Below are 16,460 nucleotides of genomic sequence, written 5' to 3'. Positions count from 1 at the left end.
TGCCCCGCGTGCCGCCGGGACCGCGACCACGACCGTCACCGCCGCCATCGACTAGCGTCGTGACATGACCAGCGACACCCCCGCCCCACCCCCGCCGCCCTCCCCCGCGCTCGCGGACGCGCTCGCCGCCGGGACCGTCGTACTCGACGGCGGCATGTCCAACCAGCTGGAGTCCGCCGGGCACGACCTCGGCGACGACCTGTGGTCCGCGCGGCTGCTCGCCGAGCGGCCCGAGGCGGTCACCGAGGCGCACCTCGCCTACTTCCGGGCGGGCGCGGACGTGGCGATCACAGCCAGCTACCAGGCCACCTTCGAGGGCTTCGCCCGGCGCGGCATCGACCGGCGGCGGACGGCCGAACTCCTCGCGCTCAGCGTCGAGTCGGCCCGCGAGGCGGCCCGTCGGGCGCGCGCCGGAGGTGTCACCCGGCCGCTGTGGGTCGCGGCGTCGGTCGGACCGTACGGGGCGATGCCGGCGGACGGGTCGGAGTACCGGGGCCGTTACGGGCTCTCCGTCGACGAGCTGGAGCGGTTCCACCGGCCGCGTATGGAGGTGCTGGCCGCCGCGGCACCCGACGTGCTGGCGCTGGAGACGGTGCCGGACGCCGACGAGGCGGCGGCGCTGCTGCGGGCGGTGCGCGGGCTGGGGGTGCCGGCCTGGCTGTCGTACACCGTCGACGGCGGACACACGCGGGCCGGTCAGCCTCTGGAGGAGGCGTTCGCGCTCGCCGCGGACGTGGACGAGATCATCGCGGTGGGCGTCAACTGCTGCGCCCCGCAGGACGTGGACGCGGCCGTGGCGACGGCGGCCCGGGTGACCGGCAAGCCGGTCGTCGCCTACCCGAACAGCGGCGAGGCCTGGGACGCCGAGGCCCGCGCCTGGAACGGCCGGACCACCTTCACCGCCGGCCAGGTCCTCGGCTGGCGCGACGCCGGAGCACGGCTGATCGGCGGCTGCTGCCGGGTGGGCCCGGAGGCGATCACATCGATCGCGGCGACGTTGACAACGTAGCCCCGACGTTCCGTGCGGACCGAGGCCACGGGCGGGACGTAGGGACGCGGCAGCCGGATGAGCGGGTCAGCGGCGGGGCGTACTGGCACGGCAGCCCGGTCAGCGGCGGGCGCACGAGCGTGGCAGCCGCGGTCAGCAGCGGGCCCCCACCGCAGGGCAGCCCCGTCAACAGCGGACCCGCACCCCCACCACAGCTCCGACAACGGCGGCACGCCGCGCGCCGGTCTCCTCAGTCAGCGCGGCGCACCTCGATCCAGCCCTTGACGGCGTAGTGGCCCATGGCCGGTTCGTGGCCCTCGCGGAGAGGGAGCCATGGGGTCGTGGGGGTGCCGTCCGGGTTCAGGCCGTACAGGACCAAGCGGCCCGCCCCGTCCCGGTCCCCGGTCTTCTCCCACAGCTGGGCCAGGGCGCCCACGGCTCGCGGCTCGCCCGCGTCGACCGCCGTGCGGCACAGCCGTTCGGCCTCCTCGTCGTCGCCGGCCTCGTGGCGCTGCCAGGCGAGGGACAGCAGCGCCGGCGCGTAACCGCCCTCGGCCGCGGCCCGGTACAGGGCCTCCGCCTCGGCCGGGTCGCCGAACTGCCGCTCGCGGTGGGCGAGCCACGTCATGACGTGGAGGTCGCCGGCGTCGGCGGCGGCCCGCAGCACCGCCTCGCCCGCACCGTCCCCCTGCGTCCGCTCGGCATGGTCCGCCAGAACGGCGAGGCCCTGCTGGCGGACCATGTTCTCCCAGGCCGACAGGCGCACCGTCTGCGCGGGGCTCACTCCGCCGAGATCGGCGGCCAGCCGCGCCATGCGCCGGCCCTCGGCGGGGTCGATGGAGATGACGAGCTGGGCCATCATCCCCATGGTGAAGAAGTCCCCCAGTTCGGCGGCCTGTCGGGCCGCAGCCACGCTCGCCGCCACGTCCCCTTCGTCCGCGAGCTTCATACGCGCCAGCTCGAAGGCGGCGGCGGGGTCCCCCGCGGATACGGCCCGGCGGAACAGCTCCTCGGCCGCCGCCCCGTCTCCGCCGAGCATGCGGCGCCGGCCCAGGAAGGTCAGTGCCTCCGCGTCGCCGAGAGCCGCCGCGGCGCGGGCGAGGCGTTCCGCTTCGGCGTCGCCGCCGACCAGTTCGGGGGTCTGCGCGAGGCTGAGCAGGGCCTGCGGGTCGCCGGTGCGCTCGATCTCCGGGACCAGCCGGAGCGCCGCGTCCCGGTTCCCGTCCTCCAGATACCAGTGCGCGAGCGTCGTCAGGGCGCCGGTGTCACCCGCGGCATGGCCCTTCCAGAGGAGTTCGACGGCTTCCGCACGGCAGCCGCGGTCCTCCCGGAAGTACGCCATCTCGGTCCAGGCGGGTGCGTACCCCCGCTCGGCGGCCCGCCGCCGGAGGTCGTCGGCGACGGCGTAACGGCCCCTGCGGTACGCCGAGTCGGCCAGCTCTTGCAGGTCGAGGGCGCTGCCCGCGCCCCGCGCGACCGCTTCCCAGAAGGCTGCGCCGGGGCAGACGTAGGCGCGGGCCGTACGGCCGTGATGGTCGAGGTAGTCGGCCAGCCTGCGCACGTCCGGCCGCGCGCCCATGCCGCCCGCGTCGGGCACCTCGCCCAGGAGTGCGACGACGCCCTTGACCCTGGTCCCGGCGTGGGCCAGGGCCTGGGCGAACCAGTCGGGTCCGGCGGCGGTGCGCTGGGCCTCGCTCAGGTAGGCGGGGGCGGCCGCCCGCAGAAGGGCGTCGGACAGTTCCGGGCCGTGGCCGAGGCGCCGGGCGTCCATCGCGGCAGTGACGACGGCCTTGCCATAGCAGGCCGGGACGGTGTCGGACGTCTCGTGGAAGGCGACGAGTTCCGGGGCCGCGGCGAGAGTCTGGGCGAGCGTGCCGTCCCGACTCGTGTGGGCGGCCGTGGCCAGGGCGGCGTCGCGCGTGGTGCGCAGCCGCGCGACCGCGTCAGGCGGGAAGGCCGCGGAGACGTGTACGGAGTCCGCCAGGGTGAGCAGCGCGCGGGCGTGCGGATGCGGGTCGCGGGCGGGGGCGGCGGCGGTGGCGGTGGCGGTGGGCCGGGTGACCAGCGTGCGGCGGTGGTCCTGCCACATGGTCGCGAGCACCACCACGGGTCCGGGCCTCTCCAGCAGCCGGCGCAGCTGCCGGGCCACCTCCTCACCGCGCTCCCCCATCAGGAAGTCCTGCGCCTCGTCCAGCCACAGCACGGTGCGCGGGCCCACGGCCTCCGCGGCGAGGAGCGCGAGGAGGCTCTCGGAGCCTTTGGGGAAGGCGAGTTCCCACTCCGGCAAGCAGGTACGGACCGCCTCGTACGCGGTGCGGGTCTTGCCCGTGCAGGATTCGCCCTGGACGAGGACGAACACCGCGTCCCCGTCCCGCGCCGCGCGTTCGAGGAAGGCACGCAGCCGCCGGTCGTGGTCCCGGGGTACGTAGGTGGGCAGCACGAACCCGCAGTCGCCGTCCACGGGACCGGGCGCGCCGGAGATCGCGGGGTGCACGCCCAGGTTGCGCGGATGCCAGGCGGCAACCGGCCGTGGTCGGTCGGGCAGGCCGGCGAGCCGCCGCTGCGCCTCGTGCTGGTCCCAGGTCCGGCCGAGGCGTTCGGCCCGGACCGCCTCCCCCGTGGCGCGGGCCTGGTCGCGGACCACCGCCGCGTGCAGGCTGTGCCAGGCGTCGGGATCGAGCAGATCGCGGTCCGGGCCGGGCACTTCCCCCCACTGCTCCTGCGCCGCGACGTGCAGGGCCCTGACCACGCCGAGCAGGTCCGGGAGATGCTGCGGGAGGCGGTTTCCCTTCAGCCACTCCCCGACGGTGGTCTTCGACCCGACTCCCGCCGCCTTGGCCAGCACGTTGAGGCTCGGCTGCCCGCCCCGCCGCACGCGCCCGTGCAGCTCTCCAAGCCGGCGCAGCCGAGCGAGAAAGGCATCGTGTGCGTTCTGCACGCTCTCCTGGCGCACCTCGTCGGTCACTTGGTCCCCCGCGCGTCCACATCGTCCAGTGCGCGCCACTGGACGCCCAGGAAGTCTAGGCCGCCCACCTGGCACTTCGGCCGCCGGACGGCCAGGTCGTCCAGGACGGTCGCGAAACGCCGTGCGGGACGGAGAGGTTGGGACCACCGCGCCACCCGGCGCGGGCAGAGTCCCCCCTCGTCCCTCGAACACGGGAGTCCGCATGCCCGAAGTCTTCGTCCACGCCGCCGAGTTCCTCACGCCGCTCGGTACCCTGTTCCTCCTCGCCCTGCTGCTGCTCTTCGCCGGAGTGGTGCTGCCCGCTGTGTGGTCGCACCACCGGCACCGCCGCGAGGCGGCCCACCGGGTCCTGGTCCTGCTGCTGGACACCGTGCGGGATGCGCTGCGTGCGGTGCGCCGCCTCCTGCTGCGCTGAGAGCCAGGGCTGCCGTCGGGCGGCGCGGCGGAAGCCGTGACTCGGTGCCGCTCGCCGCGCCTTCGGCGAGCGGCGCAGGTCGGCGCGGCTGGTGAGACTTCCCGCGGGGCCGGTCGCACCGTACGGGCGGAGCCGGAGCTGCTGGGCGGGGTGCGGGTGATCAGTGCCGACGGACGCCAGCGGAGCGACGGAGCCGCCGTACCGCTGACCGCAGTTCCGTACGACGCGTGGGCGAATCGGGAGCCGGGCCCGACGCGGGTGTGGGTTCCCGAGCGATGACGTCGGCGGCGGCCCACAACGCCAGCTCGGCGTCCCGCGGACCGTACGCCGTGTAGGGCGCGCGGAGCGCGGGGGAACGGCCCGCCGATTCCATGACCGTGCCCGTAATCGGTTGCGTGCCTGCGATCGGCTCCGCGGCCGTGAGTGGTTCCCCGGCTGTCAGCGCCGCGCGGACCGCCTGGCGAGTGCCGTCCGTCCCTGGCTCGGTGGTCTCGCCGAAGATCCGCACCGGGTGGGCGGTGTTCCACGGCTCCCAGCCTGGGTCCCCGTCGGTGACGAACCGCACCCAGGCCTGGTGCATCTGGTCGGCCAGCTCCTGCGGGGCGCCCTGGCCGGCCAGCTTGGCCGACTCGGGGACGTCGCCGCTGTCGAAGACGAAGCCGAGTTCCAGGGCGTGGCAGGCGCCGAGGCCGGGCAGCCGGGAGGGCCAGGCGAACTCGTAGACGTACGAAGTGCCGGGGCGGGCGTCGGCCAGGCGGTGCAGCGGGCGGCGCAGCAGGTGGTCGGTGACCATCTGGCCGACGATCTCGGCGGTGCCGGCGTCGGGGCGCAGGGCTCGGTAGCCGCGGGGTACCTCGTGGCCGGCGTGGCAGCGGGCCATGGCACCGGCGAGGGCGACGGCGCCGAGCCGGTCGACGCGCTCCAGCAGGCCGCCGGGGACCAGCCAGAGGCGGTACTCGTCGCGGGTCCAGCCCATGAGCAGTTCCGCGCCGGGCGCGGCCTCGCCGTCGACCAGCGCCTGCAGCGGGTCGCGGGGCACCAGGTCGCCGTCGACGACGATCCCGAAGGCGGGCCCGCCGAGGACGGGGCTGCTGAGCCGGCCGACCTCGGCCTGGGTGCGCAGCAGCAGCTCGCGGTCGACGGCGGCGAACGCCTCGGCGGTGGCGGGGATCCTCAGCCGGGCGGCCATCCGGCGCACCATGCGCCGTACCTTGTCCCGGTCGGCGGCCTCGGGCGCCCCGCTCTGCAGCACGGCTCGCCGGAAGAGGCCCTGGGCCTGCGGGGCTGCCACCAGGGCGCCGATGCTGATGGCGCCGGCGGACTGCCCGGCCAGGGTGATGCGGTCCGGGTCGCCGCCGAAGGCCTCGATCGCCTCGCGCACCCAGCGCAGCGCGGCGAGCTGGTCGCGCAGGCCGGCGTTGGCGGGGGCGTCCGGGAACAGTCCGTAGCCCTCGACGCCCAGCCGGTAGTTGATGGACACGCAGACCACGCCATCCCGTGCGAACGTACGTCCGTCGTACACGAGTACGCCTGATGAGCCCCTGGTCAGCGCCCCGCCGTGCAGCCATACCAGGACCGGGAGCCGGGCTCCGGGGCCCGGTTCGGGCGTCCACACGTTGAGGTTCAGGCAATCGTCGCCGGGCACCACCGGGTCGGACAGGTACTGGGCGAAGGCCTCGGAGTACGGCGGTTTCGGCGGGGTGGGCCCGAAGGTGAGGGCGTCCCGGACGCCGTGCCAGGGCTCGGGCGGGACGGGCGGCCGGAAGCGGTTCGGGCCGAAGGGGGGCGCCGCGTAGGGGATTCCCCGGAAGACCGCGACGCCGTCCTCGTAAGCGCCGCGTACGGCCCCGTACGGCGTGTGGACCACGGGGCCCTTCCGGTCTCCGGCCCGGTCCCCTGCCCGGTCTCCCGTCCGGTCCCCTGCCCGGTCTCCCGTCCCGTCCGCTGCCGCCATCCGCCACCAGCTCCTCGTCCGCTGACGCTCCGCTCCCACCAGAGCATCGCATCGAGTGGATCTATTCCGGGGGAGCCCGTGCGGACGCCCCGCCCCGTCCGGGCGATTGCCCCTCGCCGTACAGCGGACCTACGGTAGAAGGCGCTTTCGAGAAACGTTTCAGTCCCGCGTGTTCGCGCTTCCGTCAGGAGAGACAGGAGAGACATGCCCAGCGCCCGGCTGCCCAGGGCCGTGTTCGCCATGGATCCGGTGCACCTCCCGCTGCTCTTCCCCGATCCGCTCATGGCCCGGCTGCGGCGGACCGCCGAGGTCGATCCCGCGCTCGTCGTACGGGACTTCACCGATCCGGCGGCGGCCGGCGCGCTGGCCCGCGCGGACGTCCTCATCACCGGCTGGGGCTGTCCCCGCCTCGACGAGCGCGCCCTGACCGCCGTCCCCGGACTGCGCGCGGTGCTGCACGCGGCGGGCTCGGTGCGCTCGCTGGTGGACGAGGCCCTGTGGCGGCGCGGCGTGACCGTCTCCAGCGCGGTCACGGGCAACGCGGTGCCGGTCGCCGAGTACACCCTCGCGATGATCCTGCTGACCGGGAAGGACGCCTTCGGCCACCGCGAGCGCTACCGTGCCCGGCACTCCCAGCCTCCGCACGCCGAGACCGCCGCCATCGGCAACCTCGGCCGCCGCGTCGGCGTCATCGGCGCCTCGCGGGTGGGCCGCCGGCTGCTGGAACTGCTGCGGCCGTACGACTTCGAGGTGTTGCTGTACGACCCGTATGTGGACGCCGCCGAGGCCGCCGCGCTCGGCGCCCGCCCGGTGGCGCTGGAGGAGTTGCTGCACGCCAGTGACACCGTCACCCTGCACGCGCCCGACCTCCCCGAGACCCGTCACATGCTGGACCGGGCCGCGCTCGCCCTGATCCGGGACGGCGGCGTGCTGATCAACACCTCCCGGGGTGCCCTGGTCGACCAGGACGCCCTCACCGACGAGTTGGTGTCGGGGCGGCTGAGCGCGGTCCTCGACGTCACCGACCCCGAACCGCTGCCGCCCGGTTCGCCGCTCTACACGCTCCCCAATGTGTTCCTCACCCCCCACATCGCGGGATCGCTCGGCAACGAGCTTCAGCGGCTGGGCCGGATCGTGGTGGAGGAGCTGGAGCGACTGGCGCGGGGCCTGCCGCCGGCGCACGAAGTCCGGCACGCGGACCTGGTCCGGATGGCCTGACACCCTCGCCCCACCGCACCGGCGTTTCGACAGTCCGTACAGGCCTACTCCGCCGATTCCCGTCTCTTCACGTCTTCCTGCCGCACACCTAGGGTAGGAAGCGCTTTCTACGGCGTCGTCCCGGCGCCCCGGGAGCTGAGTGCTGGTCGCAACTTTCGAGGGCCCTCGGGCGGGCCGGAGGGGTGGTTCCGATGGGCCGTACGGCACGTTCGAGCGCGACGGCCGGTCCGACGCTGGCGGTGGTGGCCCGGGAGGCGGGCGTGTCCGTGCCGACCGCGTCCAAGGTGGTCAACGGCCGTGAGGACGTGGCACCCGAGACGCGCCGCCGGGTCACCGAGGCGCTGGACCGACTCGGTTACGTGCGCAGGCCGCGCTTCGACCCGGCGCGGACCCCCGGCATGGTGGACCTCGTCGTGCAGTCGCTCGCCGGCTCCTGGTCGGGGGCGGTGCTGCACGGGGCGGAGGAGGCGGCGCACGACGCCGGGCTGGACGTCGTCGTCTCGGCGGCGCTCTCCCGCAACCGGGCCGCGCGCCCCGAGCGCGGCTGGCTCGACAAGCTCTCCGCGCGCGGCTCGGCCGGGGTGCTGCTCAACCTGCCGGAGCTGACCGACGCCCAGTTCGCCTGGCTGGAGCAGCACCGCATCCCGTTCGTGCTGATCGACCCGGTCCTCGAACCGCCGCCCGGGGTGGTGTCGGTGGGCGCCGCCAACTGGCAGGGCGGGGTGATGGCGACCGAGCATCTGCTGTCCCTCGGCCATGAGCGGATCGCCGTGCTCACCGGCCGCCGGCGCTCGATGTGCGGCGGGGCCCGGCTGGCGGGCTACCGGTCGGCACTCGCCTCGGCGGGGCTGCCGCACCGGCCCGAGTACATCCGGCACGCCGGGTTCGACGAGGCCGCCGCCCGGCGGCAGATGCGGGAACTCCTCGACCTGCCGCAGCCGCCGACGGCCGTCTTCGCCTGCTCGGACGGCATGGCCCTGGGCGCCTACGAGGCCCTGGCCGAGCGGGGGTTGCGGGTACCCGACGACATGAGCGTCGTCGGCTTCGACGACCTCCCCGAGGCCCGCTGGGCCGCGCCCGCCCTCACCACGGTCCGCCAACCGGTCTCGGAGATGGCGGCGACGGCCCTGCGCCTGCTGGTGCGCATGATGGACGGCGAACGCCCCGAGAGCACCCGCACGGAGCTGTCCACCCGCCTGATCGTGCGCGAGAGCACGGCCGCGCCGCGGGACTGAGGCTGCCGGGCGCGGGGCGGGAAGCAAGCGAGGTACGAAGACCCACGCCCGCGCCCTGGCTCAGCGCCGCGGCCCCGGCTCAGCCGCCCGCGTCCACGTCGTTGTCCGGTGCCCCGTCGCCCACCGGAGGAAGGTCCCCGCGCTCGACCGGCTCGGCTCCGCCCCGGCCCTCCGGCAGGAGGGTGTCGAGTTCGCCGGCGGTGGGGCGGTGGGCGCCGAGGGCGGCTTCGCGCAGCACGTCACGGGGGACGTCGGGGCCGGCGCCGACGCGGACGACGTGACCGTCCCTGGGGACGGCGTACTCGCGCTGGTCGCCGGAGCTGCGGTACCAGGCCTCGCCGTCCTTCCGGCACTCCGTCCGCCCGCCGGAGGAGTCGCCGACCGGAAGCTTCGGGCAGGTCGTGGCGGTCATCCCGGCCCGGTCGACGCGGAGTTGGATCTGCCCTCCGGTGGACTGGGAGACGTACACCGCGGAGAAGCCGTCGCCGCCGTACACGCCGACGGACTGCTGGGCCACGCTGAAGCCGTCGGCCTCGATGGCGTAGACGTGCTCGGGCGCGATGCCCATCGCCCGGGCGCGGGAGGCGACATCCGCCGGGTCGGCGGCCTGCCCCTCCTGACCGCAGCCGGTCAGGAGCAGCGCGGGTGCCAACAGGGAGGCGTACGGCAGGGCACGCGACAGACGGATCATGCACCCCATCTTTCCGCACAGGTGTTCCACAACGTAGAGAGGGTTGCTCTTCGTTGGACGGCGCCGCATCCCTGGGGTATAGTCGATCTTGCCCGGCCGCCGGAGAACACCGGTACCGGTCAGGCGTTGGTGGTCCAAGGAAAGACGCCCCGCTTCCTGCGGGGAGATGCAGGTGCAAGGCCTGCCCGGCGCTCCGAGAAGAGCCCCTGTCCCTCCGGTCGGAGGGACAGGGGCTCTTGTTTTTCCTGTCGCGTTTTTCCTGTCGCGCCTGCGCGGGCCGGCTGTCCGATTCCTTCAATACGGTGCGCCGTCGCCCCGCCTACGGTGACCGCATGAGTCCACGATTCGATGCCATCGGTCTGGTCGTCTCCGACATGGCCGCCTCCGTCGCCTTCTACCGCCGCCTCGGCTTCGCCTTCCCCGAAGGGGCCGAGGAGCTGCCGCACGCGGAGGCCGAACTGCCCGGCGGGCTGCGGCTGATGCTGGACGGCGAGGAGACCGTGAAGTCCTTCAACCCCGGGTGGCAGCCGCCGTCCGGGAACGCCTCACGGGCGTCGCTGGCGCTGCGCTGCGACGGTCCCGCCGAGGTCGACGCGGTGTACGAGGAGCTGGTGGGCGCGGGATATCACGGCGAGCTGAAGCCGTGGGACGCCGTCTGGGGGCAGCGGTACGCCGTCGTGCACGACCCGGACGGCAACGGCGTCGACCTGTTCGCGCCGCTACCCGCCCAGTAGCCGCCCCAGCGGGACACCCGTCAGCTCCTTGACGTCCCGCGCCAGATGAGCCTGGTCGGCGAAGCCCGCCCGGGCCGCCGTCTCCGCGTACGGCACCCCGGCCCGGGCCAGCGCCAGGGCGCGCTGGAGCCGCAGCACACGGGCCAGCGTCTTGGGGCCGTAGCCGAACGCGGCGAGCGAGCGGCGGTGCAGGGTGCGGGCGCCGAGGCCGAGTTCGTCGGCGGTGGCGGCGACCGGGCGGCCCGCGGCCAGGACCGCGACCAGGCGGCGCAGCAGCGGGTCCGGCGGGTCCGCTGCCGCGGCGAGCCGCGCTGCCGCCGCCTCCAGGCCGCTCATCGGGTCCGCCGCCGCCTCGACGAGGGCGCGCAGCCGCCGTACCTGCGCCGCCGGGCGCAGCTCGGCCAGGTCCACCCTCCGGTCGCGCAGCTCGTGCGCCGGGACGCCGAGCAGGGCGGGGGCGACGCCGGGCGGGAAGCGGACGCCGGCCCAGGGCACGGGCGGGCCGTCGGGGACGTACGCACGGGTGTCGGGTCCGGCGACCGACAGCCGGCCCTCGCCCCACAGCAGGTCCATGCAGCCGTCGGGCAGCACCCGCCCGAGTCCGGTCCCGGCCGGGATGTTCGTCCACACCGTCGCCTCGACCAGCGACGACACCCGCTCCGTGTACACGCGGCCAGCCTACGCGCGCGCCGCCCCCGCCCTTGCCCCGGTCCGGGGCCGTGCGCGGTGCTCCTGCGGGCTCACTCCGTACACGCGTTTGAAGGCGCTGGAGAGCGCGAAGGCGCTGCCGTAGCCGACCTGCCGGGCGATGGCCTCCAGGGTGTCGTCGGTCTCCCGCAGCCGGTCCGCGGCGAGGGCCAGCCGCCGGCCGGTGAGGTGGCTCATCGGGGGCTCGCCGACCAGGTCGGTGAAGCGGCGGGCCAGTCCGGCGCGCGACACGCCGCACTTGGCGGCGAGGGTGGCGACCGTCCAGGGGTGCGCCGGGTCGTCCTGGAGCAGCCGCAGCGCCCGGCCGACCACCGGGTCCGCCATCGCCCGGTACCAGCCGGGCGGCTCCGCCTCCGGGCGGGCGAACCAGGCCCGCAGCGCGGCGATGACCAGCAGGTCGAGCAGCCGGTCGAGGACGACCTCCTGCCCGGGCTCGTCGCGGGTGATCTCCTCGGCGAGCAGCGGGGTGAGCGGGCAGTCCCAGACGTCGGCGGTGAGGGTGAGCAGGGGCGGCAGCGCGTCCAGGAGCCGGGCGCTGACCTCGCCGGGCCACTGGTAGGTGCCGATGAGCATCACGGTGCTGCCGTCGATCCGGTCGCCCCAGGTGCGCAGGCCCAGGTCCATGGAGCCGTTCAGCGGGCGGCCGTCGGGGTACCGGCACTCGCCGCCCGGCAGGATCAGCGCCTGCGGGGCCGTGTCGGGGTGGTCGGCGCAGGTGTACGGGTCGGGGCCGCGGGCGATGGCCAGGTCGCCGTCGGTCAGCCGCACCGGCTCGCCCGACGCCGGGGTGATCCAGGCGTCACCGCGGGCCATCACCATCACCGTCAGCGGCGCCCGGTCCGCCACCCGCACCGCCCACGGCGGATCGAAGCAGGCCCGGATCATGAAGGCGCCGCGGGCGCGGGGTCCCGCGAGCAGGGCTGCGAGGGCGTCCATGCGGTCAGCGTAGACGCGCGCCCGCCGGTGGACGCACGCGTATGGGAATGAGCCGTTGGGCGATGGGACCGGGCGGGCGGCGGCGGTTGACTGACGGCATGACAGCGAACAGGGCGATGCAGACCGAGGACATGACCGTCGTGGTGACGGGCGCCACCGGCCGCACCGGACGCCGCGTGGCCGAGGCGGCGCGGGCCGCGGGCCTGACCGTGCGGCCCGCCTCCCGCGCCCATGGGTTCGACTGGGACTCCCCCGCGGGCTGGGCGGACGTCCTGCGGGGCGCGGACGCCGTGTATCTGGCGCACCCGGCGGACGTGGGCGCCCCGGCGGCCACCGAGGCGGTCGGGCGGCTGGCCCGGGAGGCGGTCGCGCTCGGGCTGCGGCGGCTGGTGCTGCTGTCGGCGCGCGGCGAGGAGCAGGCGAAGCCCACCGAGGAGGCGCTGCGGGTGCCGGGCGCACGGTGGACGGTCGTACGGGCGGCCTGGTTCGCCCAGAACCTCAGCGAGGGGCCGCTGGCGGAGGAGCTGCGGCAGAGCGGGGAGCTGGTGTTTCCCGGGGACGGGGTGCCGGAGCCGTTCGTCGACGTGCGGGACGTCGCGGATGTGGTCGTGGCCGCGCTGACGGCGGGCGACCGGTACGTGGAGCAGGTGCTGGAGGTGTCGGGGCCGCGGCTGCTGACCTTCGGGGAGGCGGTGGCGGAGGTCGCCCGGGCGGCCGGGCGGGAGCTGGCGTACCGGCCGGTGGCGGCGCGGGCGTACGGCGAGCGGCTGGCCGAGTTCGGGCTGCCGCCCGAGGAGGTGGCCTACCTCGTCGACCTGTTCGACTCCCTCCTGGACGGGCGCAACGCCCACCTCTCGGACGGCGTCCGGCAGGTTCTGGGCCGCGAGCCCCGCGACTTCGCCGCGTACGCGGAGGAGGCCGCGGCGGCGGGTGCCTGGATGGCTGACTGACCCGGCGGCCGGTCCTCTGGTGGGGCGGGGACGAGGGGGCCCGGCTCGGTCCTCGGCCGGCCTGGGTGGCGGGGACGAGGGCCTCGGCTCGGTCCTCGCCCGGCCTGGGCGACGGGTTCCGGACCGGTCCGCGGCCGGCCCGGACGACGGATTCCGGTCCTCGGTCGGCCCGGGCGATGGGTTCCGGACCGGTCCCCGGCCGCCCGGACGGCAGGTTCCGGACAGGTCCTCGGCCGACCCGGACGACGGATTCCGGTCCTCGGCCGACCCGGACGACGGATTCCGGTCCTCGGCCGACCCGGGGCGATGGGTTCGGGCCCGGTCCTCGGTCGGCCCGGGCGATGGGTTCCGCACCGGTCCTCGGCCGCCCGGACGGCAGGTTCCGGGCAGGTCCTCGGCCGACCCGGACGACAGGCCCCGGCCGGCTTCCGGCCGGCGCGCACCCTGGGCCGGCTCAGACCTCCGGCCGGTCCGCACGACGGCCGCGCCACCGTCCCGCCACGGCCCGGCCCTCTGCTCCCGTCTCCCGGCCCCCGGCGCCCGACCCAACGGCGGTGCCCTCCATCCCCGGTCCAAGCCCGGAGCGGCGGCACCCCCGCCTCACTCCTCCGGCGTCGTGTCGCCCTTCGGTGCGGTCTTCGCGTGGGTCCGGAGGCGGGCCGTGACGTCCTCCGGGGGGAGGAAGCGGGACCAGCGTTCCGGGAACTCCGAGGGCATGTCGGGGTCGTCGGGGTCGGCCTCGCGGGCGGCCGCGGCGGCGCGGGCGACGTACTCGGCGACCTGCGCCTCGCGCATCCGCTCGTTGGCCTCGCGGGCAGCGGCCGTGGCGGCGGCCGGCCAGACCCGGTCGATGGCGGCGTTGACGGCGGCGCCGACGAGGACGGCGAACGCGGAGACGCCGATCCACAGCAGGACGGCGACGGCGGCGGCGAGCGAGCCGTAGATCGTCGCGCCCTCGATGGTGCTGGTCAGGTAGATCCGCAGCAGGAAGCTGCCGAGGACCCACATGCCGAGGGCGACGAGGGCGCCCGGCACGTCCTCGATCCAGGGGGAGCGGACGGGGACGGACACGTGGTAGAGCGTCGTCAGGAAGACGATGGACAGGACGATCACCACGGGCCAGTACAGGACCTGCACCACCGTCGTCGACCAGGGCAGGATGCGCACCACCGCGTCCGGCCCGGCCACCATCAGCGGCAGCGCGACCGAGCCGATCAGCAGGGCCACGATGAACAGCAGGAACGCCATCAGCCGGGTCTTGACGATGCCGCGCACCCCGTCGAGGCCGTACATGACGGTGATCGTGTCGATGAAGACGTTCACCGCGCGGGAGCCCGACCAGAGGGCGAAGAGGAAACCTATCGAGATGACGTCGGGCCGGCCGCCGTTCATCACGTCGTCCAGGATCGGCTGGGCGATCTCCGTGACGCCCTTGTCGGACAGGACGGTCCGCGAGGCCTCCAGGAGGTTGGTCTCCAGGCTGCTGATGGTGTCGGTGCCGGTCCAGTCGTCGACGTAGCCGAGCAGACCGATCATGCTGAGCAGCAGCGGCGGCACGGACAGCAGCGTGAAGAACGCGGCCTCCGCGGCGAGACCGAGGATGCGGTACTCGATGCAGGAGTTGACGGTGTCCTTGAGCAACAGCCAGGCGGTCCTGCGCTTGGAGACGTTCCGGTAGAGGGCACGCGCACGGTGGAGACGGCCGGAGGGCCGCTGGGGGATTTCACTTGCTGGCTGCACGACCCAAAGGTATCCGCCGTAGGAGGTGACGTTCACCATGGTCCGACGGGACGGCCCGGCGGGACCCGCCCGGCGGGAGAGCGCACCGGATCCGCGGGGTGACCAGGGGCGTACCGCGGGGTAGGTTCCCAGTCATGGCACGCAGCACCCACACCGTGACCAATCAGGCCCCGCCGCTGGCCGGCTACGACGTCTATGCCGCCGACCGGGCGCTGGTGGCGGCCGTCGAGCGGCACCTCGGTCATCTCGGTCCGGAGCCGCTCGACGAGGCGCGCGCGGAGCTGTCGGGCCTCGGCCGGACCTCCGGGTCGGCGCAGGTGCAGGAGTGGGGGGTGCTGGCGAACGAGCATCCGCCCCGGCTGCGCACCCACGACCGCTACGGCAACCGGATCGACGAGGTGGAGTTCCACCCGGCGTGGCACCGGCTGCTCGGCAAGGGCGTCTCGGCGGGGCTGACCGCGGCCTGGAACCGGCCCGGCGGGCATGTCCGGCGGGCGGCGGCCTTCCTGGTGTGGACGCAGGTCGAGGCGGGCAACGGCTGCCCGCTGTCGATGACCCACGCGGCGGTGCCCGCGCTGCGCGCCGACCCGGAGCTGGCCGCCGAGTGGGAGCCGCGGCTGACGTCCACCGTGTACGACCGTGATCTGCGGCCCGCGGCGCGCAAGGCGGGCGTGCTGTTCGGCATGGGGATGACGGAGAAGCAGGGCGGCAGCGACGTCCGCGCGAACACGACGGCGGCGACGCCGCTGGCCGAGGCCGGGACGTACGAGCTGACCGGGCACAAGTGGTTCTGCTCGGCGCCGATGTCGGACGGGTTCCTGGTGCTCGCGCAGGCCCCGGACGGGCTGACGTGCTTCCTCGTGCCGCGGGTGCTGGACGACGGCAGCCGCAACGTGTTCCGCATCCAGCGGCTGAAGGACAAGCTGGGCAACCGGTCGAACGCCTCAGCGGAGGTCGAGTTCGACGGGACGTGGGCGCGCCGGGTCGGCGAGGAGGGCCGCGGGGTGCGGACCATCATCGAGATGGTCGCGGCGACCCGTCTGGACTGTGCGCTCGGCTCGGCGGGGCTGATGCGGCAGGCCGTCGTACAGGCGATCCACCACTGCTCGCACCGGGAGGCGTTCGGCGGGAAGCTCGTCGACAAGCCGCTGATGCGCAACGTCCTGGCGGATCTCGCGCTGGAGTCGGAGGCGGCGACCACGCTGGCGCTGCGGCTGGCCGCCGCCTGGGACGACGGGGGCGAGGAGGAGCGCGCCTTCCTGCGGCTCGCGGTGCCCGCCGCGAAGTACTGGGTGACCAAGCGCTGCCCGGCGGTGGCGGTCGAGGCCGCCGAGTGCCTGGGCGGCAACGGCTATGTGGAGGAGTCCGGGCTGCCCCGGCTGGTGCGCGAGTCGCCGCTGAACTCGATCTGGGAGGGCGCGGGCAACATCCAGGCGCTGGACGTGCTGCGGGCGCTGCGCCGGGAGCCGGCCGCGCTGAACGCCACGCTGACGGAGATCGGCCGGGCGCGCGGCGCCGATCACCGGCTGGACGGGGCGATCAAGAACCTGCTCACCGAACTCGCCGATCTGGAGGGCGTGGAGGCGCGCGCCCGGCGCGTGGTGGAGCGGCTGGCGCTGGTGCTTCAGGGCTCGCTGCTGGTGCGGTTCGCGCCGCCGGAGGTCGCCGACGCGTTCTGCGCCTCGCGGCTGGGCGGGGACTGGGGGGCGTCGTTCGGGACGCTGCCGCACACGCTGGATCTGGCGTCGATCGTGGAGCGGGCGCGGCCCGCCGACTGACCTTTTCCGTACGTCTTCGTACGCCCGCGTACGCCCGCGTACGTCCTTGTACGTCAGCAGGGGTGGTGCTGCGCCGACACGGCACCACCCCTGCCGCTTGTGGCCTGTTGAGGCCAAGAGCGCCGCACGGGCGACGTCGCTCAAGTTT

14 protein-coding genes are annotated in these 16,460 nt (G+C 74.9%); 8 read left to right on the top strand and 6 right to left on the bottom strand.

From position 1 onward, the window contains the following. Nucleotides 1–64 precede the first annotated feature (64 nt). A complete protein-coding gene (gene mmuM, locus ACIG0D_RS25640) occupies nucleotides 65–1,009 on the top strand; it encodes a homocysteine S-methyltransferase (protein WP_399805175.1) in 945 nt (314 codons plus the stop codon). A gap of 229 nt (nucleotides 1,010–1,238) precedes the next feature. Here mmuM and ACIG0D_RS25635 read toward each other — a convergent pair whose 3' ends face one another. Further along, nucleotides 1,239–3,953 (bottom strand): hypothetical protein, encoded by a 2,715-nt coding sequence (locus ACIG0D_RS25635; RefSeq protein WP_399805172.1) that lies wholly within the window; start codon nucleotides 3,951–3,953, stop codon nucleotides 1,239–1,241. 202 nt (nucleotides 3,954–4,155) lie between these two features. Between ACIG0D_RS25635 and ACIG0D_RS25630 the strand changes: the two genes are divergently transcribed. Continuing rightward, the gene (locus ACIG0D_RS25630; RefSeq protein WP_399805169.1) at nucleotides 4,156–4,368 is read left to right on the top strand and encodes a hypothetical protein; all 213 of its coding nucleotides are present in this window, start codon (nucleotides 4,156–4,158) and stop codon (nucleotides 4,366–4,368) included. 36 nt (nucleotides 4,369–4,404) lie between these two features. Further along, nucleotides 4,405–4,647: a hypothetical protein gene (locus ACIG0D_RS25625; RefSeq protein ID WP_399805167.1), complete on the top strand. Its 243-nt coding sequence runs from the start codon at nucleotides 4,405–4,407 to the stop codon at nucleotides 4,645–4,647. On the opposite strand, the gene ACIG0D_RS25620 is transcribed toward ACIG0D_RS25625, so the two are convergent. Beyond that, nucleotides 4,529–6,235, bottom strand: a complete 1,707-nt coding sequence (locus ACIG0D_RS25620) for a carboxylesterase/lipase family protein (protein ID WP_399805165.1) — start codon at nucleotides 6,233–6,235, stop codon at nucleotides 4,529–4,531. The two genes, ACIG0D_RS25625 and ACIG0D_RS25620, sit on opposite strands and share 119 nt — an antisense overlap. Before the next feature lie 291 nt (nucleotides 6,236–6,526). On the opposite strand from ACIG0D_RS25620, the gene ACIG0D_RS25615 reads away from it, so the two are divergent. Together ACIG0D_RS25615 and ACIG0D_RS25610 are read left to right on the top strand one after the other, a co-directional pair. Continuing rightward, a complete protein-coding gene (locus ACIG0D_RS25615) occupies nucleotides 6,527–7,540 on the top strand; it encodes a hydroxyacid dehydrogenase (RefSeq protein WP_399805163.1) in 1,014 nt (337 codons plus the stop codon). Between the two features lie 191 nt (nucleotides 7,541–7,731). Next, the gene (locus ACIG0D_RS25610) at nucleotides 7,732–8,775 is read left to right on the top strand and encodes a LacI family DNA-binding transcriptional regulator (RefSeq protein ID WP_399805160.1); all 1,044 of its coding nucleotides are present in this window, start codon (nucleotides 7,732–7,734) and stop codon (nucleotides 8,773–8,775) included. A 79-nt stretch (nucleotides 8,776–8,854) separates the two neighbouring features. On the opposite strand, the gene ACIG0D_RS25605 is transcribed toward ACIG0D_RS25610, so the two are convergent. Beyond that, a complete protein-coding gene (locus tag ACIG0D_RS25605; protein ID WP_399805157.1) occupies nucleotides 8,855–9,466 on the bottom strand; it encodes a hypothetical protein in 612 nt (203 codons plus the stop codon). A 332-nt stretch (nucleotides 9,467–9,798) separates the two neighbouring features. Between ACIG0D_RS25605 and ACIG0D_RS25600 the strand changes: the two genes are divergently transcribed. Continuing rightward, entirely contained in the window at nucleotides 9,799–10,200 is a 402-nt protein-coding gene (locus ACIG0D_RS25600; protein WP_399805154.1) for a VOC family protein, read from the top strand. Here the strand turns inward: ACIG0D_RS25600 and ACIG0D_RS25595 are convergent. Further along, the gene (locus ACIG0D_RS25595) at nucleotides 10,186–10,869 is read right to left on the bottom strand and encodes a helix-turn-helix domain-containing protein (RefSeq protein ID WP_399805152.1); all 684 of its coding nucleotides are present in this window, start codon (nucleotides 10,867–10,869) and stop codon (nucleotides 10,186–10,188) included. The genes ACIG0D_RS25600 and ACIG0D_RS25595 overlap by 15 nt on opposite strands. 9 nt (nucleotides 10,870–10,878) lie before the next feature. Continuing rightward, the gene (locus ACIG0D_RS25590; protein WP_399805149.1) at nucleotides 10,879–11,844 is read right to left on the bottom strand and encodes a cupin domain-containing protein; all 966 of its coding nucleotides are present in this window, start codon (nucleotides 11,842–11,844) and stop codon (nucleotides 10,879–10,881) included. Between the two features lie 98 nt (nucleotides 11,845–11,942). Between ACIG0D_RS25590 and ACIG0D_RS25585 the strand changes: the two genes are divergently transcribed. Next, on the top strand, nucleotides 11,943–12,794 hold the full coding sequence (locus ACIG0D_RS25585; protein WP_399805146.1) for an NmrA family transcriptional regulator: 852 nt from the start codon (nucleotides 11,943–11,945) through the stop codon (nucleotides 12,792–12,794). 600 nt (nucleotides 12,795–13,394) lie between these two features. Here ACIG0D_RS25585 and ACIG0D_RS25580 read toward each other — a convergent pair. Continuing rightward, nucleotides 13,395–14,534, bottom strand: a complete 1,140-nt coding sequence (locus ACIG0D_RS25580; protein ID WP_399805144.1) for a YihY/virulence factor BrkB family protein — start codon at nucleotides 14,532–14,534, stop codon at nucleotides 13,395–13,397. A gap of 134 nt (nucleotides 14,535–14,668) precedes the next feature. On the opposite strand from ACIG0D_RS25580, the gene ACIG0D_RS25575 reads away from it, so the two are divergent. Beyond that, nucleotides 14,669–16,312 carry an acyl-CoA dehydrogenase family protein gene (locus tag ACIG0D_RS25575; RefSeq protein WP_399805141.1) on the top strand — a complete coding sequence of 548 codons (1,644 nt, stop codon included), beginning with the start codon at nucleotides 14,669–14,671 and terminating at the stop codon, nucleotides 16,310–16,312. Nucleotides 16,313–16,460: the final 148 nt, after the last annotated feature.

Origin of the sequence: Streptomyces sp. NPDC052773, assembly GCF_044547145.1 — a bacterium.
Lineage (GTDB): Bacteria > Actinomycetota > Actinomycetes > Streptomycetales > Streptomycetaceae > Streptomyces.
The sequence above is the reverse complement of the archived record's forward strand: the minus strand, read 5'-3'. Positions and strand labels throughout refer to the sequence as shown.